This is a genomic window from Herbidospora daliensis, from assembly GCF_001570585.1.
In the GTDB taxonomy this organism is placed as follows: domain Bacteria; phylum Actinomycetota; class Actinomycetes; order Streptosporangiales; family Streptosporangiaceae; genus Herbidospora; species Herbidospora daliensis.
The window spans coordinates 116,400-136,430 of sequence record NZ_BBXF01000003.1; the positions used below are offsets into that span (position 1 = coordinate 116,400).

Sequence of the window (20,031 nt, forward strand, 5' to 3'; positions counted from 1 at the left end):
AGGGCCTAGGCCGGGTGGTTGCCCGCCGGGCCGCCGACGTCGAACGGGGTCGTGATCCCCTCGTACGCCACGTGGAACTCCATGCCCTGCACCGCGTGGGCCAGGTCGTGGCAGTGGGACATCCACAGACCCGGGTTGTCGGCCGTCAGGGCCACCACCCAGACCTCGCCCGGTTCGACGTCGAAGGTGTCGACGAGCATCCCGTTGGCGGGCCGGCCGTCGCGTGACAGGACCTCGACGTGGTGGCCGTGCGGATGCATCGGATGCAGGTCGCCCGACCGGTTCACGATCGTGATCCTGACCCGTTCGCCCTCGCGCACGACCGGGGTCGGGATGTTCGGGTAGCCCTTCCCGTTGACCGTGTGGGCCAGCCTCGGCAGGCCGTCGACCATGGCGAAGGTCTTGTCGAGCACCCAGACGATCTCCTGGTCGAAGTCCTCCCGCAGGTCGGGCAGCGTGCCGTAGCGGGTGACGTCGAGCAGGTCGCCGGTCGCGGGCGCGGCCCGGCCGTTCAGCGCCAGGCCCGGATGGCCCTCGACGCTGAGGGCGACCGGGCCGTCGGGCATGGTGAAGGCCAGGTCGTAGCGGCCCCCGGCGGCGAGCTTGAGGCGGCGGTCGCGCAGGGGGGTGGCCCCGGCGACGTCGCGGGCGTCGACCGACCGGAGCCGGAAGTCGACGCCCGACAGGCCCAGGACCACCGGCAGGCTGTCGGTGCCGGCGATGCGCAGGCGGACCGGGGTGCCGGGCGGGAGGTCGGCCGTGACCAGGCCGTCGGCCGGGGGCCGGTCGTCGAAGGCCAGGGTCTTGACGTTGCCGTACGAGTGGATCGCCACCGTGTGGTCGCCCTCGGCGGGCTCCACGATCAGCAGGCCGAACAGGCCCTTGGCGACGGCGATGCTGGAGTTCTGGTGGGAGTGGTACCAGTAGGTGCCGGGATCGTCGGCCCGGAAGCGGTAGACGTGCTCGCCGCCGGGCCTGACGGCGTCCTGGGTGACGCCGGGCACGCCGTCCTCCCCGGCGGGCAGGTCGTAGCCGTGCCAGTGGATCGTCACGCCCTGGCCGCCGGGCAGTTCGTTGCGCAGCGTCACCTCCAGCGTCTCGCCCTGCTTGACCCGCAGAGCCGGGCCGGGGTTCTGGCCGTTGAACGACCACGTCTCCACCGTCCGGCCGCCGACGGTCAGGCTGGAGGCCCGCGCCGTCAGGGTGTATCGGCGCGCGTCGGGGTCGGCCGGGCCGCGCAGGGACGCCACCGAGACGCCCCCGGCGTCGGTGTCGTGGCCCGCGTGCATCGGCGGGGCGGAGAGGCTGCCGGTGATCGCCCACACGACGCCGGTCAGCGCCACCGCGAACCCGGCGACCCGCCACCGGTCGCCGCCGGTGCCGGCGACCAGCCGCCACGCCAGGGCCGCCGCGCCGCCCGCGACGAGCAGCACGACCAGCGCCGACGACGGGCTCACCGGGGAGGAGACGACCACGTCGCAGGCCACCCCGGCGACCGCGCCGATCGCGGTCAGGATCAGCGGGTAGGCCCTCTTCGGGTCGCGGTCACGCCGCAGCAGCGCGGGGAGGGTGGTGGTGAGGGCGTACACCATCGGGATTAGCAGCAGCGGCAGGGCCAGCAGCACCTTCTCGGCGGCGAACCACCACCCCGCCTCCAGGAGCCGCACCGTCAGCGCCACCCGCACCCCGCTCACGACGACCGCCCCGGCGCTCAGCGCCAGGGCGGCCAGGTGGAACCGCGGGTCGTGCGGCGGGCGGAACGCCGCGTAGGCGAACCCGGCGGCGGCGGGCCACAACACGGCGGCGACGACCAGCACGATCTGGTCGAGGCCGCCGGCGAGCGCGGTGGTCACGCGACGGCGGCCTGCGGCGCGGGCGCCGCGGCCTTGCTCAGGTCACGGGCCTTCTTCATCAGCACGACCGACGCCCACAGGATCGCCACGCCGTCGAGGGCGTGGAAACCGAGCACGACCAGGCTCCCGGTGGTGGTCTTGTCCATCGTGGCGCCCATCATCCCGGCCAGCTCGAAGATCACGAACAGCTGCACGACGATCAGCAGCAGCGGCGTGATCGACAGCAGGATGAGCCGCCCCCCGGCCTTGGCGACGGCGGCGACGATCGTGGTGAGGATCGACAGGATCGGCAGCACCATCGTGCCGTTGAGGACGTGCGGCGTGATCGCGCCGCCCTCGGCGCCGAGGGCGGGCGCGGGCCGCTCGAAGGCGCCGAACGTCGCGAAGTAGAACTGGGCCAGCACGGAGACGAACATGAGCACCGTGAAGACGAAGAAGACCTTACGCATGAGGGATCCCCCAGACAGAGTGGTGTCGCTGGCGCCAACTGTGGGCCAAGGGGTGTCCCGAGCACATGGGACCGGCGTCCTGAAAGCCCGGGATCGCGGCCTGATGCGATCGTCGCCCCGCTCTGTCGAGGTTGCTTGAGTATCCCCCTACTCCATCGCGAGCGCCACCACGGCCCCGATGCCGCACAGCACCGCGGTGATGAGGAAGATCTCCGAGTATTCGGTGTGCAGGGCCGCCTGCACCGCCTGGGTGTAGACGTCGAGCTGCTTCTGGAAGGTCTCGGGCGACACCCCGAACGGCAGCGGGGTGTCGAGGTCGGCGGTGAGGGTCTGGAACCGGTGGAACCCGTAGGCCGACAGCGCCGCCACCCCGAGCAGCATGCCCATCATGCGGGCGACCACGACCGCGGCGGAGGCGACGCCGTGCTGGGCGGCCGGGATGGTCTTCAGCACGGCCGAGCTGACCGGCGCGATGACCAGGCCCAGCCCGAGCCCGGCGACGACGAGGTCGACGTCCATCGAGAGCCCGCCGGGCACCACCGGCCACCGGCTGATCAGCACGTAGCCGGCGGTCGCCACGACCATGCCCGCCACGGTGACCGGCCGCTCGCCGAACCGGCGGGCCAGCGCGCCCCCGGCGAAGGCGGCGACGGCGAGCGCGACCAGGAACCGGGTGAGCACCAGCGCCCCGCCGGTCGCGTCGGCGCCGAGCAGCGTCTGCGCCACCAGCTGCACGTCGACCAGGGTCACCAGCAGCGCGGCCCCGGCCAGGAAGCTGACGGTCAGGGTCGCGAACACCGGGCGTTTCGGGAGGCCGGTGAGGTCGAGGATGCGGGTCCGGGCGCGCAGCTCCCAGACGACGAACACGACGAGGACGACCGCCCCCGCGACCACCGCCGGGATGCCCCACGAGGGGAGGACCTGCTTGTCGGGCTCGGGGTTGTAGAGCCCGGCCACGAGCAGCCCGAGCCCCAGGGCCAGCAGCACCCCGCCCGGCACGTCGACCTTGGTGGCGGTCCGGGTCCCGGCCGGGACGTAGCGGTGCACCGCCACCGCCGCCAGCGCGGTCAGCGGGAGGTTGATCCAGAAGATCGTGCGCCACCCGTCGAGGAAGCCGACCTGCACGACCGCGAGCCCTGCGCCGTAGAGCGGCCCCAGCACCGCGCCGAGCTCCTGGGCCGCCCCCACCGCGCCCAGGGCGGTGGGACGTCTGCGGACGTCCCAGAGGTCGCCGATGAGGGCCATGGTGATCGGCAGCAGCGCGCCGCCCGCGATGCCCTGGACCGCCCGCCCGGCGGTCAGCAGGGGGATCGAGGAGGCCAGCGCCGTGATCAGCGACCCGAGGGCGAACCCGGCCAGGCAGACCTGGATGACCGAGCGCCGCCCGAACCGGTCGGAGAACTGCCCGAGCAGCGGCATCGCGGCGACGTAGCCGAGCAGGAACCCGGTGACCACCGGGGTGACCCGTTCGAGCCGGTTGACCGGCACGTTCGCCGACGCCGCGATGTCGACCAGGACGGTCACGACGACATAGGCGTCGAGCGCGGCCAGCAGCACGGCCGCGCCGGTCACTCCGAGGACGACCCGCCGGTTCGGCCGCGCGGTCAGGGCCGGGGACTCCTGCTCCACAGACTCCACCGGGTCAGACCGCCGGCGCTTCGATCGTCACCGGGGCGTCGTAGTCGGTGAGGGCCACCTTGACCGTGCCGCCGTTCAGGGGCAGGTCGATGGCCGTCACGCGGCTGGTCGCCTTGTCGATCATCAGGGTGCCCGGCTGGTCGCCCGTCACGCCCGGCACGATCTTCTTCAGCGGGTCGCCCGGCAGGGTCACCTTGACCGTGTAGACCCCGTTCGCCTCGCCCTCGACCGTGGCGCTCTTCGCCGACGTCAGCAGGGCCGGGACCGCCGTCACCACGGCGCTGGGGTCGTAGAGCGCGGCGAGCTGGGCCCGGGACATCGACTTCTGGAAGCCGCCGGTCGGGCCCTTGATGTAGACGGCGTCGCCCGCCAGGACGAACTCCAGCTCCTGGAGCGCGCCGATCATGATCTGGAGCTTGCCCTTGGCGTCGCCCTCGCGGGTCAGGTCGCCTTCTGCGGTCTTCACGGGGATCGGCGGGTTGCCCTCGGTCGTCAGCGAGAAGGCCACCGTCTTGACGGCGCCCATGGCCTCGGCCGACTTCTTCAGGACGTCGGGCGCCGCCGGGAGGCCGCCTTCGGTGGTCGCGGAGGAGCAGGCCGTGACAAAGGCCACCAAGGCCGCCAAGCACAGGATTCTTCTCACGCCAGGGATGCTAGCCCCCCGGGCGCTACCTCCCCTGGAGATGTGCCACGACGGGTGTGTAGATCTCTTCGACCTTCTGGATCTGTTCGGGGTCGAGCAGGTCGATGAAGTGGGCGCGCACCCCGGCCACGTGGTCGGGGGCCACCCGCTCGATCGTGTGGTAGCCGAGGGAGGTGAGGACCGCGAACGTTCCACGGCGGTCGTCTTCGCACAGTTCCCTGGTTACCAGGCCCGCCTGCTCCATGCGAGAGATCTGATGGGACAGCCGGCTGCGCGACTGGACGGTCGCGTCGGCCAGGTCGCTCATCCGCAGGCGGTGGTCGGGGCTCTCCGACAGGTTGACCAGGATCTCGTAGTCGTTGAACGACAGCCCGTGTTCCTGCAACTCGCGGTCGAGGCGGTGGGTGAGGAGCCGGTGGGCCGTGAGATGGGCCCTCCAGGCTCTCTGCTCGTCGGCCGTCAGCCAGCGGGGGTCTGCCATCCCACCAGTCTAAAGATCGTCTGTCACGGTCGTACACGCGAGCGTGACACGATGTCGAACATGAACGACAAAACCGATGGTGGTGACTCCCTCCTCACGGTCATCGTCGCAGGCGGGGCCAATCTCGCCATCGCGGTCGCCAAGTTGGTGGCAGGGTTGGTGAGCGGCTCGGCGTCGATGTTGTCTGAGGCCGCCCACAGCGCCGCCGACACCGTGACCGAGGTCCTGCTCTTCACCGCGATCAAGCGCGGCGAGCGGCCCGCCGACCGGCGCCATCCTCTCGGCTACGGCAACGCCGCGTTCCTGTGGGCGCTGATCGCGGCCTGCTTCACCCTCGTGGTCGGGGCCGGGTTCTCGATCACCCACGGGTTCCACACGATCTTCGACGGCGAGGAGCTCAGCGACTTCACCGTCTCCTACGTCGTGCTCGCGGTCTCGTTCGTGCTCGAGAGCGTCTCGATGTTCCAGGGGCTGCGGCAGTTGCGCCAGTCGGCCTCGCGGTGGGAGACGCGGCCGTTCGCGCTGCTCAGGCGCACCTCCGACACGATGCTGAAGGCCGTGGTGCTGGAGGACAGCGCGGCGCTGGCCGGCATCCTGATCGCGTTCGGCGGGCTCGGCCTGACCCAGCTCACCGGCGACACCGCGTGGGACGGCGCGGGGTCGGTCGCGATCGGCCTGCTGCTGCTGTTCGTGGCGGTCACCCTGATCAGGGCCAACGCCAGCCTGCTGCTCAACCGGTCGGCCTCGCCCGGTCTGGAGCGCCGGATCCTCGCCCACCTGGAGGCGCTGCCCGAGGTCGAGCGGGTGGTCGAGCTGCTGACCGTCGTCATCGGGCCCAACCGCATGCTGGTCGCCGCGCGCATCGACTTCGTCGACGAGGCGACCGGGGCGGCGCTCGAAGCGGCCTCGGCCGAGGTGGAGCGGCGGCTGCGGCGGGACTTCCCGGAGATCCGCGAGGTGTTCCTCGACCCGACCTCCTCGGCCGAAGACCGGTTCTAGCCCCCGATGATCTGCAGGTCGCCGGGCTCGTCGAAGATCGCGGTGGCGATTACCGTCCCGGCGGTCCACTCGACCAGATGACGGCCCTCCCACTGGTGCGTACGCCCGTCGAACGGCAACTTCGACAGGTCGGCGTCCCGTAACCGGTCGAGGGCCAGCTCGCCCCGCTTGACCAGCGCCTCCTTGCGCACCCACTGGCGGATCAGCCGCCGGTTGTCCATCCCGACCAGCCCGGCCTCGGCGGGCGTGAGGGCCATCGCGACCAGGTTCTCGTCGGCCTGCCCGCCGGTCGCGTGCTCGGCGTCGACGCCGACCTTCCCGGCTCCGGCGGCGGCGGTGACGTAGCCGGCGGTGTGGGCCAGGCTGACCGACAACCCGGGGGCCTCGGTGATGAAGGGCCGGCCGTGGGGGCGGCCGCAGCGGTCGCAGCGCTGTTCGAGGGTGAGCACGCAGGGCCGCATGTCCAGGATCTTCGCCGCGCAGTAACGGACCAGCAGGTGGGCGGCCACGAAATCGAGCCGGTCCTGCTCCCGGGTGAAGCGGTCGGCGCGGGCCCGCTCGGTCTCGGTGAGCGTCCCGCCGACGGCGTCCAGGACTTCGTCGGTGTAACCGGCGACGGCCAGTGGGGCGCGCATCACCTCAGCGTATTGGAGGTATATGTCGATCAAGTGAACTACGGGGGGTAAGCAATGAGCCGTTCGAAATGTCTGGTTGTGCTGGTCGGAGCCGCTGTGGGCGCGACGCCGGCGGCCGCGGCGCACGCCGAGCGGTGGCCCTACGAGGTGACCCGGCGTCACCAGGCCGACGTGCCGAAACCGGGGAAGACGAGCGCGGCGAACCGGCGGCTGCAGAAGGACCTGTCGGCGCTGGGGTACTTCACCGGGCCGTGGAACGGCTACTACGGCCCCGACATGGCGCAGGCGTTGTTCGCCGTGCAGAAGGTCAACGGGCTCCGGACCGACGCCCGGTGGAGCGAGGAGGTCGCGCGGAAGATCCGCAAGGGCTTCGTGCCCGTCGCGCGCAGCACCAGCGGCAACCTCGTCGAGGTCGACATCGGGCGGCAGCTGCTGATGGTCGTCCGGGGCGGCAAGGTGGTGAAGGTCTTCAACACCTCCACCGGGAACGGCAAGCCGTACGGCGGCGGCAAGATCGCCAACACGCCCCGGGGCGTGTTCACCGTCCAGCGGCAGGTGGACAAGATGGAGAAGTCGCCGCTGGGGATGCTCTACCGGCCCAAGTACTTCAGCGGCGGCTACGCCATCCACGGGTCGGTGCGCGTCCCGGCGAAGCCGGCCTCGCACGGGTGCGTGCGGGTGTCGTACGAGGCCATGAACTGGTTGTGGAAGACCGGCAGCCTGCCGGTCGGCGGGCGGGTGTGGATCTACTGAAGCCCGCCGAGCCACTCCTCGATCGCGTCGGCCGAACGGGGCAGCGCGCCGGACATCAGCCGCGCGCCGTCGGCGGTGATCACCAGGTCGTCCTCGATCCGCACCCCGACGCCGCGCAGCTCCGGCGGCAGCGTCAGGTCGTCGGGCTGCAGGTAGAGGCCGGGTTCGACGGTCAGCACCATGCCCTCTTCGAGCACGCCGTCGAGGTAGGTCTCGGCGCGGGCCTTGGCGCAGTCGTGCACGTCGAGGCCGAGCATGTGGCCGCTGCTGCACAGGGTGTAGCGGCGGTAGAGGCCCGTCTCGAAGTCCGACTTCAGGCCCCAACCGGCGAGCCCGTCGGCGATCACCCGCATCGCGGCCAGGTGGAAGTCGCGGAAGCGGGCCCCCGGGCGCAGGGTGGCGATGGCGGCGTTCTGGGCTTCGTACACGAGGTCGTAGACCTGGCGCTGGATCGGCGAGAAGCGGCCCGACAGCGGGAAGGTGCGGGTGACGTCGGCGGTGTAGAGGCCGTCGGTCTCCACCCCCGCGTCGAGGAGCAGCAGGTCGGCGGGGTTCAGCGGGCCGTCGTTGCGGATCCAGTGCAGCACGCAGGCGTGCGCGCCCGAGGCGACGATCGAGTCGTAGCCGGTCGCGTTGCCCTCCAGCCGCGACCGCAGGCCGAAGATCCCCTCGACGTAGCGCTCGCCCCTCGGGTGGGCCAGGGCCTGGGGGAGGGCCCGCACGACGTCCTCGAAGCCCCGCGCGGTGGCGTCGACGGCGTGCTGGAGCTCGGCGATCTCGAGCTCGTCCTTGATCAGCCGCATCTCCGCGAGGTACGACGTGAGCTCGGCGTCCTCGCCGAGGGTGCGCCCGCCGGGGCGCAGGTCGTCGATGTGGGCGGTCTCCAGGCCGTACAGGGAACCGGCTTCTCGCAGGTCGGGGCGGCGGCCCACCCAGAACTCCCCGAACCGCCGGTCGCGGTAGAACTCCTCGCCCTGCGAACGCGGCGAGCGGGGCCGCAGGTAGAGCACCGCCTCGCCGGACGGCTCGATCACCAGCACGTCGGCGGGCTCCTGCGCGCCGGTCAGATAGGTGTACGCGCTGTGCGCCCGGAACCGGTAGTCGCTGTCGTTGCTGCGGACCTTCAGATCGCCGGCCGGGATCACCAGCCGCTCACCCGGGAACCGCTGGGCCAGCCGGGCCCTCCGTTTCCGCGTGTACGCCGCCACGGGCAGCTGCGGCAGATCGTCGTGCCGCGTGTCGGCCCAGCCCGTCGTCATGAACGCGGCCAGCTCCGGCGTGATCGGGAGGTCATGGGAACCGGTGTTCTCGGTCGTCATGACCTTGCATGGTATTTCACATTCCACCGACACATTAAGAGTGATTTCCGGGAATGTGAAAAATCCGGCCCCGCTCTTGACGCAGCGTCACCACAAGTTGTTGCCTGAGGAGACAAGCAGAAAGGTGGTGTCGATTGCTCATCGGGACGATCGTGCAGGGAAAGGGCGCCCACGTGGTGACCGTTCCCCCGGATGCCACTGTGACCGACCTGCTCAGCCTGCTGGCCGAGCACAACATCGGCGCCGTGGTCGTCTCGGCCGACGGCCAGACGATCGCGGGCATCGTGTCGGAGCGGGACGTGGTCCGGCACCTGCACATGCGAGGCGGAGCGGTGCTCGGCGAGCCCGTCTCCAGCATCATGACCGTCGAGGTCCGCACCTGCGGCCCCGACGAGAACGTCGACGATCTACGCAAGACCATGACCGTGCACCGATTCCGGCACGTCCCGGTCGTCCAGGACGGACGCCTCATCGGCATCGTCAGCATCGGCGACGTCGTCAAGAGCGCGATCGAGGAACTGGAGACCGAGCGCGCCCATCTCGTCGGCTATCTGCACGGCTGACCTCCTGGGAACGACGGCCCGGCGGCATGACCGCCGGGCCGTCGCCGTGTCTACTGGACGGGCCTACTGGACGGTGATCCGGTCGACCTCGACGGTCACGCCCTTCACCTTCTCGGTGGAGGTCGCCGTCGTGACCGTGCCCTCACCCGCCGACACGCCCTTGACCTTCAGGGTGTACGTCAGCGACTCGCCGGGCGAGCCCGGCGTGGTGGTGACCCGGTAGTCGGAGGCCGCGCCGGCGCCCGCCGGGATCCGGCCGCCCCGGCTGCCGTCGGCGTTCTCCGCCCCGATCGTCAGCCCGTAGGCGTCGCCCGGGTAGGCGATCGGCGCCGGGTAGGCGAACGTGACGTCCTCCGACCCGTCGACCCCGATCCAGGCCTGGAACGTCTTCAGGTCGGCGGTGCCGAAGAGGTTGAGCCGCCACTCGACGACCAGCCAGGTGGAGACGCCGTCGGTGAGCGTCGTGGCGTAGATCCCCGGCGCGCCGGTGCCGTCGAGGTCGGTCCAGAACGGCGCCAGCACCGCGTTCGGCGGGGCGGCGTCGGGCAGATCCTGCGGGACGAAGGTGATCTCCTGGGCGGTGGTGGTCCCGCCCGCGACCATGTAGCCGTTGGAGGTCACGCCCAGGCGGGTGTAGGTCTGCCCGGCGTAGCGGTAGGCCGGGACGGTGAAGTTGAGCCCCTGCTCGTCGCCGATCGGGATCGGTGAGACGCCGAACGCGTCGAGCGGGAGGTAGCCGAACAGCGCGCCGGGGGCGATCGCCGGGGCGTCGGGTTCACGGCCCGCCAGCGCCTTCTTGGTGGTCGCGATCTGGGTGCCGACCTTCGTGGCGCCGGTGACCGAGTTGAGCCGCAGCCGCGAGTTCAGCGTGCTCAGCGCGGTGACCTCGGTGTCGTCGAGCGTGTCGTTGTGGACGGTCACCGTGCACGTCGACTCGCCCGTGTCGCGGGGGATCGACGCGGGCGCGCAGGTCTGCTCGACCGGCACGGCGCCCTCGCCGCGGACGAACGCCACCGGCAGGTGCTGCCGGCGGGAACCGCCGACCTGCTTGAGGTCCACCTGGCCGAAGTACTGACCGTCGGGCAGGTCGGGGGCGGCGATCACGATCTGCACGGTCTGCTTCTTGCCCGGCTTGACGGTGAACAGCGGCGGCACGACCACGATCGACGCCCCCGAGACCGTCTTGCCGGTCGCCGTGTAGGTCAGGGTCGAGCCGGTGACGTTGGTGAAGGTGCGCTTGGCGGTGATGACGCCCGGCATGGTGGTGGCGTTCACCGACGGCAGGTTCAGGTCGATGCGGTTCAGCGGGTCGGCCGCCGAGGCGGCGAAGTTCTCGGCCGACTCGTCGAGCGTCAGCCCCGTGTCGCCGGCCCTGGACAGGTCGATGCGGCCGCCGCCCATGTCGAACGCGTCGGCCGGGGTGGCGCCGTTCTGCTTGACGACGGAGGTCTTCGCCGTGGTCTCCAGGGCGGTCTTGACCTGGCCGGGCGTCCACGTCGGATGCAGCGCGAACAGCAGCGCCGCCGCGCCCGCGACGTGGGGCGAGGACATCGAGGTGCCCGCGATCGACATGTAGAGGTTGCCGGGCGGCCCTTCGAGCGGGGACTCGGGGGTGGGGGTGGTGCCGGCCAGGATGTGCAGGCCCGGCGCGGTCACGTCGGGCTTCAGGAAGTCGCCGCCCGGCCCGCGCGAGGAGAACGTGGTGATCACGTCGCCCTGCCAGGTGGCCTTGGCGCCCCGGGTGAACGACGCCGTGCCCGACGGGTTGGCCGCCTTCCACGCGAGCAGCTGGTCGGCGGCCGGCTTGTCGACGTGCACGGTCGGCAGCCAGTGGTTGTCGGTCATCACGTCGAGCGGCTCGGCGTTGTAGAGGATCATGCCGACGGCGCCGCCCTGACGTACCGAGAACCCCTTCAGCACCCGGTTCGGCCCGCGCTGGCAGGCCACGATCTTCCCGCTGAACAGCCCGGGAGGCGCGGGACTGAGGCACAACGCGTCGCTGTACGGCGGCGCCGACGCCAGCACCACCGGCGTGTTCCCCGGCACCCCCTCGGTCACGCTCGCGCCCTTCAGGGTGGTCCCGCCCGACAGGGAGATCGTCGACTGGTAGGTCCGCGTCTGGGTCGAGGCCGCCACGGTCGTCACCCACGGGCTCAGGTGGTCGGCGGTCGCCGCCCCGGGCCCGGCGTTCCCGGCGGAGGCCGCCACGAACACGCCCGCCGCGTAGGCGTCGAGGAAGGCCAGCTCGACCGGGTCGCTGTACGGATCGGCGCCCCCGCTGATCGAGAAGTTGATCACCCGCACGCCGTCGAGGATCGCCTGCGCCACCGCCTGCGCCGAGTCGGACTGGAAACACCCCTCGGCCCCGCACACCTTGTAGACCGCGACGTGCGCGGCCGGCGCGACGCCGTGGATCGGCCCGCGCGAGATGCCCAGGGGATTGGCGTCGGCCACCGGCGCCCCCGCCGAGGTGGTCGCGGTGTGCGTGCCGTGCCCGTTGGAGTCGCGGGCGCTGTCGCCGTAGACCTCGCCGCCGACGGCGGCGTTGTAGGTGTCGAGGAACGGCTGCCCCGAGATCAGCTTGTTGTTGCAGGCGAACACGTCGGCCGCCGGAGTCTGCGGGTTGTCGCCGAAGTCGCAGGTCCGCGCGGTGCCGTCGGCCTTGGCGGGCGGCGCCGGGATGCCGCCGGACGCGGCGAACTGCGGATGCTCCGGCCACGCGCCCGAGTCGAGGACGCCGACGACGACCCCCTTGCCGGAGTTCGGCGCCCCGCCCAGCTTCGAGTAGACGGTCGGCGCCCCGATGAAGGCCGGGCTGGAGTCGGTGAGCGGCTGCACCATCTTGTCCTCCTGGACGGCCGCCACCCCCTTGATCTTCAACAGCTCGGCGGCCTTGTTCGCCGGCACGGTCAGCGCCACCCCGCCGTAGACGGTCCGCAGCCGCTGCCCGACCTTCGCGCCGCCCACCCGCTTGGGCAGTTCGGCGAGGAAGGTGTTCTCGATGCCCTCGATGTGCCGCAGATAGTTCTTCGCGGCCGTGCTGCGCAGGTCGAGCGCCTTGCCGGTGACGGACGGCGAGGTGCCCGCCAGCCCGTCGACCCCGCCCTCGTAGGCGGCGAGCGCGTCGTAGTCGAGCTTGACCACGACGTTGACGGGACTGGCCGACCGCGACGTGATCAGCGCCTGGTCGCTCCTGGCGAGCTGACCGGTCGGCGACTTGGCGCCGGTGACCCTCTCGGGGTTGGTCAGCGGGGTGGCGGTGAGCCTCGGACTCGGCGAGGGAGCCGGGCTCGCGGTCGCCGGGGGCGAACCCGCGACCACGAGGGTTGCCGCCGCGGCTACGGCGGCTAACCGTGACTTCTTTGACACGTAACCTCCGAACGGGTTTGGAACGGTCTAATCTGAGCCGGAGTCTAACCAGAGGGGTTTACGCCGCCTAGTGTCCACATGTGGCCGCGACCTAGACTCCTGACCATGAAGCTGAAGCTGGACCTGCACGACATCTTCAACAAGGGCGACCAGATCGACCGGGCCCTGCGCGGGATCATCCAGGAGGCCATCGACAAGAAGGCGACCGAGGTCGAGATCATCCCCGGTAAGGGATCGGGCCAGCTGAAGAAGAAGGTGCTGCGTTTCCTCGACCAGAAGGAGATCAAGGCGCTCTACCACCGGATCGACAAGGACGCGAAGAACCACGGCCGCCTGTTCGTGTACTTCCGCCACAAGTGATCGACCTGGTCGTCCTCTACACCGACCGGCTCGACGAGTGCCACGCCTTCTACTCGGGCCTCGGCCTGACCTTCCAGCAGGAACGCCACGGCACCGGGCCCGAGCACTTCTCCACGCAGCTCGGGCCGACGGTCCTGGAGCTCTACCCGGCGGGCGACAAACCGCCGACGGGCCGCCTCCGCCTCGGCCTGACCGTTTGCGCGGGCCACGGGTTCGCGCCCGGCAACCACACAGTGACCGACCCCGACGGCCGCACGATCGCCCTCAGCGTCACCTCTTGAGGGCACCCGCCACACCCAGGGCGATCAGCAGGGCCGGGATGACGAAGAGGTAGCCCAGGATCAGGCCCGCCACCGCCAGGCCGCGCCCGCCCCGCCGCCCGCCCGAGGTCTGCGCCAGGCCGATGTGGCCGAACACCACGGCCAGGAAACAGGGGATCGCGAACAGGCACCAGCCGCCCAGGATGCCGAGGATGCCGAACACCAGCGACGCCGTCGCGCTGCCCGAAGTCGGCGGGATGTGGACGTTGACCTGCGGCGGGTGGAACGGCGGGAAGCCCTGGGCGCCGCCCGGGTAGGGGGCTGCGGGCTGCCAGGCCGGGAGGGGCTGCTTCGGCGCCGCCGGGTTGTAGGGGTGCTCGGGGGGATTCATGTGACTGAGGACGCACCGAGCGTGACCCCGGTTGGCGGTGAAACCTATCGGGAAACCTGAAGTATCCGATTACCCTTGGTGAGGATCACCTGTTCGGGGCCTGGTAGCCCGGCACCGACGGCCACCTGACCGTCAGCACCACCGACTCCTCCTCGGCCACCCACGAGTGGTCGACGCCCTGGCCCCACACCAGGTAGTCGCCCTGCTTCTCCAGGACCACGCTCCGGTCGGGCAGTTCCATGCGGAAGCGGCCGCTGATCAGGACGATCATCGCGGTGCGGGATTCGCCGGTGACCCACTGGGCGCGTTCTTCGCCGGCCGGGTGGACGCCCCACTTGATCTCGACCTCGTCGCTGTGCCGGGCGTCGCCCGACGGCCGGAAGTGGCCGAGCAGCCAGCCTCGGTCGAGCAGCGCGTCGGCGTTCGCGTTGCCTACGTACACCCGTTCTGTCACGAGCGGCGAGGTTAGCAGAGTTTGCCGATCGTCCTGGCCTCCTCCGCCGCCGCGACGACCTCGTCGAGGGCGGCTCCCGTCTGTGCTGTGACCAGGGCGTTCACGGCGCCTTCGACGAAGGGGGCGTCGGCCAGGACCACATCGGCGCGGTCTTCGACGAAGGTGCGGGCGGTGAGGACGGCGCTGCCGAGGTCCATGATGACGACCACGCCGTCGCCCTGGTCGACCTCGGCGACGGCCTCCTCCAGTTTCGTCAGGCTGGTTCCCAGGTCGCCGTCGTCGGTGCCGCCCGCCGGGCGGATGGGGGCGTCCTCTCCGGCGATGCCGACGGCCAGGGCCACCGCCTCCTCGGCCAGGGCGGCGCTGTGGCTGATCAGCACGATGCCGACCATCACGCCGCCCGCAGGGCGTCGACGACCAGGGCCATCGAGGTGGCGCCCGGGTCTTGGTGGCCGATGCTGCGCTCGCCCAGGTAGCTGGCGCGGCCCTTGCGGGCGCGCATCGCGGTCGTCGCCCGCGCGCCGTCGCCGGCCGCCTGCGCGGCCGCGTCGAGTGAGGTTCTCATTCCCTGTACGGCCGGGGCCAGGGCGTCGATCATGGTCTTGTCGCCTTCCTGGGCCGAGCCCAGCTTCATCACGGCGGCCAGGGCCTGCGCGAACGCCTCGGCCAGAGCCTCGTGGCTCACCTCGGCCACGTCGCCGACCGAACGGCCGAGGGTGCGGAACAGGGTGCCGTACAGAGGACCGGAAGCCCCGCCGACCCTGCGGATCAGGGTGGTTCCGGTCGTCGTCAGGACGTCTGCGGGGGTTTCTGGTGGTTTGGCGGCCAGGGCCTCTTCCACGGCGGTGAAGCCCCGGTCGAGGTTGGCGCCGTGGTCGGCGTCGCCGATGGCGCGGTCGAGGTCGGTCAGGTGGTCGCGGTCGGCGCGGACGCGTTCGGTGACGATCGTGATCCAGCGCAGGAAGAAGGCCGTGTCCATCAGCGTCCCCACCGCAGGCCGGGGGTCTCGACCGGGTGGTCCCAGAGCGAGGTGAGCTCGGCGTCGAGCAGGCAGGTCGTGATGGAGAAGCCGGCCATGTCGAGGCTGGTCACGTAGTTGCCGACCAGGCAGCGGGTGGCGGTCGCGCCCTTCTCGCGCAGGTAGGCGTCGGCCTCTCCGTAGGCGACGTACAACTCCATGAGGGGGGTCGCGCCCATGCCGTTCACCATCACCAGCACGTCGCCGGAGAAGGGCAGGTCGGCGTCGATGGCGTCCATGGCCAGGCGGACGAGGTCGCGGGCCTCCCGGAACCGCTCGCGCGAACGGCCGGGTTCGCCGTGGATGCCGATGCCGAGTTCGATCTCGGTCGGGCCCAGGTCGAAGGTGGGTTTGCCGGCCGCCGGGACCGTGCCGGCCGAGAACGCCACGCCGAACGAGCGGCTGCGGTCGTCGACCGTGCGGGCCATCGCGGCGACCGCCTCCAGGGGTGCGCCCTGTTCGGCGAGGGCGCCGGCCATCTTCTCGACGAACAGGGTCGCGCCGGTGCCGCGCCGACCGGCCGTGTAGGTCGAGTCTTGGACGGCGACGTCGTCGTCGACCAGGACGCTCACCACCCTGGCCCCCTCTTCGGCGCACAGTTCGGCGGCCATCTCGAAGTTGAGCACGTCGCCGGTGTAGTTCTTGACGATGTGGAGCACGCCCGCGCCGCCGTCGACGGCCTTGGTGGCCTCGATCATCTGGTCGGGGACCGGCGAGGTGAAGACCTCTCCGGGGCAGGCGGCGTCGAGCATGCCGTAGCCGACGAAGCCCGCGTGCAGCGGCTCGTGGCCCGAGCCGCCGCCCGAGACCAGGCCCACCTTGCCCGGCGTGGGGCCGGAGGCGCGCAGCACGATCCGGTTCTCGACGTCGACGCGCAGCGACGGATGGGCGGCGGCCATGCCCCTGAGCGTGTCGGGCACGACGTCGCCGACGGCGTTGATGAGCTTCTTCACGTCTTGCCTCCACGGCGAAAGGGGAAGCCGTTCTCACGGCTTCCCCTTCCCGGCGATCAGCGGGCGAACACCACGATGTTGTCGCGGTAGGAGCGCCGGCCGCGGTCGAACGTGCCGCCACAGGTGATCAGCCTGAGCTGGGCGCCGCCGCCGGAGGCGTAGACCAGCTTGTTCGGTACGCGGTCCTTCGGGTAGCGGGCGACCCGGTAGACGGTGAACGTGACGCTCGATCCGTCGGCCCGGTTGACGGTGATCTTGTGCCCGGTCCTCAGCTCGCGCAGCCGGTAGAAGACCGCCGGGCCCGACTTGGAGTCGACATGGGCGGCGATGACCGCGACGCCCTTCTCGCCCGGTTCCGGGCCCGACCTGTGCCATCCCGCGACGTCGAACCGCTTCGGGGCGAGGAGCTTGCCCTTCTTGTCGAGCTTCAGCGGGATGACGGCGGCATTGACCTTGATGGCCGGGATGCGGACCCGGGTCGGGTTCGCGACGTCGGCGGCCGCCGCGGGAGCCGCGGCCGCCCGCGCCGCCGGCGCGCCCTCCCCGGCGCACGCCGCGAGCAGCAGCACACCGGCCAGAAAGGCTCCGGTCCTCATCATGTACGTCTTCACGACTCGGCGCCCTGACGACGCCGGGCCAGCACGATCAGACCCGTGACCGCCCCCACGCCGGCCATCCCGGCGATGCCGAGCGGCACCCACGGGTTCGCCCCTTCCTCGGCCGAGACGAACCGCAGGCCGGCGGCACCGCCCATACCGGTGTCGACACCACCGCTGGGCCGGTCGTCGTCATCGTCCTGCGCGCCACCCATACCGGTGTCCACGCCACCGCTGGGCCGGTCGTCGTCATCGTCGTCCGAGGTGCCGCCCTTGCCGGTCTCGACGCCACCACGGGGGCGGTCGTCGTCGTCGGACGTGCCTCCGGCACCCGCGTCGACTCCGCCGCGCGCCCGGTCGTCATCGTCGTCGTCCTGCGTGCCGCCCTTGCCGGTGTCCACTCCGCCACGCGGCTGGTCGTCATCGTCGTCGTCGGAAGTGCCTCCGGCGCCGGCGTTGACCCCGCCGCGGGCCCGGTCGTCGTCGTCATCGTCGTTCGACGTGCCGCCCTTGCCGGTCTCGATTCCGCCGCGCGGGCGGTCGTCATCGTCGTCGTCGGAGGTGCCGCCCTTGCCCGTTTCGACGCCGCCTCGGGGGCGGTCATCGTCGTCGTCTCCGCGGTCGTCGTCATCGTCGTCCGTGGCGGTGGCCGTCCACGTCGGGGCTGCTTGGGCGGCCGCCGGGAGGGCGACGGTCGCGGCGCCCACCGTGGTGAAAGCGGCCAGGGCCAGGAGGGCTCGGCGTGCTTCGAGGTTCATCTCAGCTCCCTGTTCGGGGTTGGGTTCCGGTGCTGAGATCAGCCTGGTGAGCGGGGGTTGGGGCTCTCTGAGAGGCGGGTTAGAGGGGTCTCATCGGGACTTGAGGCGGTAGCCGGTGCCGCGTACGGTCTCGATGCGGTCGGAGCCGATCTTGCGGCGGAGGTAGCGGACGTAGACGTCCACGACGTTGGAACCGGGGTCGAAGTCGAAGCCCCAGACCTGGCTGAGCAGCTGTTCCCGCGTCAGGACCTGTTCCGGGTGGCGGAAGAACGCCTCGGCCAGGGCGAACTCGCGCGTCGACAGGTCGATGGAGCGTTCCCCGGCGTGGGCGCGGCGGGTGCGCAGGTCGAGGGCCAGGTCGCCGACGCGCAGGACCGTCGCCTCGGGGGCGCGTTCGCTGCGCAGCCGCAGGCGGACCCGGGCCAGCAGTTCCTCGAACGCGAACGGCTTGGCGATGTAGTCGTCGGCGCCGCCCTCCAGGCCCGCGACCGTGTCGCCGACGCTGTCGCGGGCGGTCAGGATGATCACGGGGATCTCGGCGCGGGCGGCGCGCAGGCGGCGCAGCACCGTGAAGCCGTCGCTCAGGGGCAGGCCGATGTCGAGGATCATCAGGTCGTGGTCGCCGGTTCTGGCGTGCTCGTAGGCGGCCAGGCCGTCGGTCACCACGGTGGTGACGAAGCCGCTGGCCCGCAGGCCCTTCTCCAGGAACGCGGCGATGCGGCCCTCGTCTTCGGCGATCAGGATGCTGTTCACGCCATCTCCATCTTCTCCGCCACCAGCGGGAACGTCAGGACGAACTGGGCGCCCCCGCCAGGGGCGTCCATCACGAACACCCGGCCGTCGTGGGCCTCGGCGATCGACCGCACGATCGACAGGCCCAGGCCCGAGCCCTCACCGGCGATGCGGGCGCGTTCGAACCGCCGGAAGATGCGTTCGCGGTCTTCCACCGGCACCCCTGGGCCGCTGTCGCGCACCCACAACACGACGTGCCCGTCGCGGACCGCCGAGCCGACCGCGACCAGGTCGCCCTCCTGCGTGTGGCGCACCGCGTTGGCGGTGAGCTGCATCAACGCCTGGGTGAGCCGCTGCTGGTCGGCCACGGCGTACTCCTCGGCGACCTCGTCGACGCGCCACTTGCGGTCGGCCAGGCCGCGGGCGCGGGCGACCACGGCGACCGGGAGCTCGGCCAGCTCGACCGGTTCGAGGGTGAGGAAGTTGGGCTGGCCCGCCTTGGCGAGCGTCAGCAGGTCGTCGACCAGGCGGTTCATCCGGATCAGCTCGTCGTCGACGAGGGCCAGGGTGTCGCGCTGGTCGTGCGGGTCGTCGCCCATCAGCTCCAGGTGGCCCCGGATGACGGTGATGGGGGTGCGCAGTTCGTGGCCCGCGTCGTCGGCGAACGTGCGCTGCGCGGCGAACGCCTGGTCGAGGCGGTCGAGCATGTGGTTGAAGGTGGCAGCCAGCGCCGCGACGTCGTCGTTGCCGGTGACGTCCAGCCGCCGGGTCAGGTCGGAGCTGTCGGAGATCGCCTCGGCGGTCTGGCGCACCAGACGGATGGGGGCCAGCACCCGCCCGGCCACGAACCATCCGGCCGCGCCCGCCAGGGTCAAGGCGGCCAGGCCGGTGACCGCCAGGACCTGGACCGACGCCACGACCTCCTCGCGGTGGTGGTCGTAGAAGACGGCCACCACGAACTGGCCGATCATGGGGTCGCCGGTGATCTGGACGGGGATCGCCGCGTAGCGCACCCGTCCGGCCGAGCTGTCGGTCCACCCGGCCACCGGCCGGTCGGTGACGCGCGCGACCGTGCGCACCAGGGCCTCGTCGGCGTCGAGCGCGGCCGGGGGGCGGTCGCCGCCGGGGATCGACTCGATGCGGCCGCCGACGACCGTGAAGTAGGTCTCCCACCGGTCGGGCGGGTTCACCGACAACCAGCCGTCGAGCAGCGTCTTCACGCTGGCGGGCGGGCCGCCGGCGGTCTCGTTGGCGACGTACCGGCGCAGCTTCTCGGTCTCGTTCTCCAGTTCGGCGCTGACGCGGGCGTCGAGGCGGCCGAGCAGGATGCTCCACGTCGCCGACAACGACACCGACAGGGCCAGCGCCACCAGGAAGAGCATCCAGCCCACGATCCGGGCACGGGCGCTCATCACACCCCGCGATCAGTCGTCGTCACCGTCATCGTCGTCATCTCCGTCGTCGTCGTCCCCGCCCTGCTTCGGGGGCGGCGGTTTGACCGGCTCACCACGAGTCTTCTTCGCCGGGGACGCCGAGGGGCGCGGTGCGGGTTCGGAAGGCGACGCGGACGGCTCGGCCGTGACGACGACGGGGCCGCCCAGCTGGGGGCCGTCGTCGCCGAACGCCGCGAAGACGCCGGACACGGCCAGCGCGGCGACCACCGCCCCGGCGATCAGCAACAGCACCGACACCCTGCGACCCATGGCCCCAGTCTCGGGCCGTTTCGGGAGAACATCATGGGAGCACGATGAGAACACTCTCATCTTCCCCGCGCCGCCGAACCTGTAGGAAGATCACCGGAAGTCCG

Annotated in this window: 23 protein-coding genes; 5 read left to right on the top strand and 18 right to left on the bottom strand. The window is 71.4% G+C overall.

The window, feature by feature from the left end; all coding sequences use genetic code 11:
• Positions 1 to 5: 5 nt before the first annotated feature.
• From AW274_RS15945 to AW274_RS15965, 5 genes are all read right to left on the bottom strand, one after another.
• Positions 6 to 1,853, bottom strand: a complete 1,848-nt coding sequence (locus tag AW274_RS15945) for a multicopper oxidase family protein (protein WP_062432303.1) — start codon at positions 1,851 to 1,853, stop codon at positions 6 to 8.
• On the bottom strand, positions 1,850 to 2,302 hold the full coding sequence (locus tag AW274_RS15950; protein ID WP_062432306.1) for a DUF6220 domain-containing protein: 453 nt from the start codon (positions 2,300 to 2,302) through the stop codon (positions 1,850 to 1,852). Before AW274_RS15950 ends, AW274_RS15945 begins: the two co-directional genes overlap by 4 nt.
• A 147-nt stretch (positions 2,303 to 2,449) precedes the next feature.
• Complete coding sequence (locus tag AW274_RS15955; protein WP_232320139.1) at positions 2,450 to 3,940, bottom strand: MFS transporter; 1,491 nt, start codon at positions 3,938 to 3,940, stop codon at positions 2,450 to 2,452.
• A gap of 4 nt (positions 3,941 to 3,944) precedes the next feature.
• Positions 3,945 to 4,583, bottom strand: a complete 639-nt coding sequence (locus AW274_RS15960) for an LppX_LprAFG lipoprotein (protein WP_062432309.1) — start codon at positions 4,581 to 4,583, stop codon at positions 3,945 to 3,947.
• Positions 4,584 to 4,608: 25 nt separating this feature from the next.
• On the bottom strand, positions 4,609 to 5,064 hold the full coding sequence (locus AW274_RS15965) for a MarR family winged helix-turn-helix transcriptional regulator (protein WP_062432312.1): 456 nt from the start codon (positions 5,062 to 5,064) through the stop codon (positions 4,609 to 4,611).
• Positions 5,065 to 5,124: 60 nt separating this feature from the next.
• Here AW274_RS15965 and AW274_RS15970 point away from each other — a divergent pair, with 60 nt between their 5' ends.
• Positions 5,125 to 6,063 (top strand): cation diffusion facilitator family transporter, encoded by a 939-nt coding sequence (locus AW274_RS15970; RefSeq protein WP_198169244.1) that lies wholly within the window; start codon positions 5,125 to 5,127, stop codon positions 6,061 to 6,063.
• Here AW274_RS15970 and AW274_RS15975 read toward each other — a convergent pair.
• Positions 6,060 to 6,698, bottom strand: a complete 639-nt coding sequence (locus tag AW274_RS15975) for a 4'-phosphopantetheinyl transferase family protein (protein ID WP_062432318.1) — start codon at positions 6,696 to 6,698, stop codon at positions 6,060 to 6,062. The two genes, AW274_RS15970 and AW274_RS15975, sit on opposite strands and share 4 nt — an antisense overlap.
• 96 nt (positions 6,699 to 6,794) lie before the next feature.
• On the opposite strand from AW274_RS15975, the gene AW274_RS15980 reads away from it, so the two are divergent.
• Positions 6,795 to 7,451: a L,D-transpeptidase family protein gene (locus AW274_RS15980; protein ID WP_198169245.1), complete on the top strand. Its 657-nt coding sequence runs from the start codon at positions 6,795 to 6,797 to the stop codon at positions 7,449 to 7,451.
• Here the strand turns inward: AW274_RS15980 and AW274_RS15985 are convergent.
• Positions 7,445 to 8,770: an aminopeptidase P family protein gene (locus tag AW274_RS15985; RefSeq protein WP_062432324.1), complete on the bottom strand. Its 1,326-nt coding sequence runs from the start codon at positions 8,768 to 8,770 to the stop codon at positions 7,445 to 7,447. The genes AW274_RS15980 and AW274_RS15985 overlap by 7 nt on opposite strands.
• A 134-nt stretch (positions 8,771 to 8,904) precedes the next feature.
• Here AW274_RS15985 and AW274_RS15990 point away from each other — a divergent pair, with 134 nt between their 5' ends.
• The gene (locus AW274_RS15990; RefSeq protein ID WP_062432326.1) at positions 8,905 to 9,333 is read left to right on the top strand and encodes a CBS domain-containing protein; all 429 of its coding nucleotides are present in this window, start codon (positions 8,905 to 8,907) and stop codon (positions 9,331 to 9,333) included.
• A 63-nt stretch (positions 9,334 to 9,396) separates the two neighbouring features.
• Here AW274_RS15990 and AW274_RS42645 read toward each other — a convergent pair whose 3' ends face one another.
• A complete protein-coding gene (locus tag AW274_RS42645) occupies positions 9,397 to 12,702 on the bottom strand; it encodes a S8 family serine peptidase (RefSeq protein WP_062432329.1) in 3,306 nt (1,101 codons plus the stop codon).
• 105 nt (positions 12,703 to 12,807) lie between these two features.
• On the opposite strand from AW274_RS42645, the gene AW274_RS16000 reads away from it, so the two are divergent.
• Complete coding sequence (locus AW274_RS16000; RefSeq protein WP_061297662.1) at positions 12,808 to 13,062, top strand: Smr/MutS family protein; 255 nt, start codon at positions 12,808 to 12,810, stop codon at positions 13,060 to 13,062.
• On the top strand, positions 13,059 to 13,343 hold the full coding sequence (locus AW274_RS16005; RefSeq protein WP_062432333.1) for a VOC family protein: 285 nt from the start codon (positions 13,059 to 13,061) through the stop codon (positions 13,341 to 13,343). Before AW274_RS16000 ends, AW274_RS16005 begins: the two co-directional genes overlap by 4 nt.
• On the opposite strand, the gene AW274_RS16010 is transcribed toward AW274_RS16005, so the two are convergent.
• From AW274_RS16010 to AW274_RS16055, 10 genes are all read right to left on the bottom strand, one after another.
• Positions 13,333 to 13,713: a DUF4190 domain-containing protein gene (locus AW274_RS16010; protein WP_062432336.1), complete on the bottom strand. Its 381-nt coding sequence runs from the start codon at positions 13,711 to 13,713 to the stop codon at positions 13,333 to 13,335. The two genes, AW274_RS16005 and AW274_RS16010, sit on opposite strands and share 11 nt — an antisense overlap.
• 85 nt (positions 13,714 to 13,798) lie before the next feature.
• Positions 13,799 to 14,167 (bottom strand): cupin domain-containing protein, encoded by a 369-nt coding sequence (locus AW274_RS16015; protein ID WP_062432339.1) that lies wholly within the window; start codon positions 14,165 to 14,167, stop codon positions 13,799 to 13,801.
• An 11-nt stretch (positions 14,168 to 14,178) separates the two neighbouring features.
• A complete protein-coding gene (gene dhaM, locus AW274_RS16020; RefSeq protein WP_062432342.1) occupies positions 14,179 to 14,559 on the bottom strand; it encodes a dihydroxyacetone kinase phosphoryl donor subunit DhaM in 381 nt (126 codons plus the stop codon).
• Entirely contained in the window at positions 14,559 to 15,146 is a 588-nt protein-coding gene (gene dhaL, locus AW274_RS16025) for a dihydroxyacetone kinase subunit DhaL (RefSeq protein ID WP_198169246.1), read from the bottom strand. The genes dhaM and dhaL overlap by 1 nt, the downstream gene beginning before the upstream one ends.
• Entirely contained in the window at positions 15,146 to 16,138 is a 993-nt protein-coding gene (gene dhaK, locus AW274_RS16030; RefSeq protein ID WP_062432345.1) for a dihydroxyacetone kinase subunit DhaK, read from the bottom strand. The genes dhaL and dhaK overlap by 1 nt, the downstream gene beginning before the upstream one ends.
• 56 nt (positions 16,139 to 16,194) lie before the next feature.
• Positions 16,195 to 16,737 carry a class F sortase gene (locus AW274_RS16035; RefSeq protein WP_062434526.1) on the bottom strand — a complete coding sequence of 181 codons (543 nt, stop codon included), beginning with the start codon at positions 16,735 to 16,737 and terminating at the stop codon, positions 16,195 to 16,197.
• An 8-nt stretch (positions 16,738 to 16,745) separates the two neighbouring features.
• Complete coding sequence (locus AW274_RS16040) at positions 16,746 to 17,492, bottom strand: hypothetical protein (RefSeq protein ID WP_062432348.1); 747 nt, start codon at positions 17,490 to 17,492, stop codon at positions 16,746 to 16,748.
• Positions 17,493 to 17,582: 90 nt separating this feature from the next.
• Positions 17,583 to 18,245, bottom strand: a complete 663-nt coding sequence (locus AW274_RS16045) for a response regulator transcription factor (RefSeq protein ID WP_062432351.1) — start codon at positions 18,243 to 18,245, stop codon at positions 17,583 to 17,585.
• Positions 18,242 to 19,636 (bottom strand): sensor histidine kinase, encoded by a 1,395-nt coding sequence (locus AW274_RS16050; RefSeq protein ID WP_062432354.1) that lies wholly within the window; start codon positions 19,634 to 19,636, stop codon positions 18,242 to 18,244. Before AW274_RS16050 ends, AW274_RS16045 begins: the two co-directional genes overlap by 4 nt.
• Positions 19,637 to 19,648: 12 nt before the next feature.
• On the bottom strand, positions 19,649 to 19,927 hold the full coding sequence (locus AW274_RS16055; RefSeq protein ID WP_062432357.1) for a hypothetical protein: 279 nt from the start codon (positions 19,925 to 19,927) through the stop codon (positions 19,649 to 19,651).
• Positions 19,928 to 20,031: the final 104 nt, after the last annotated feature.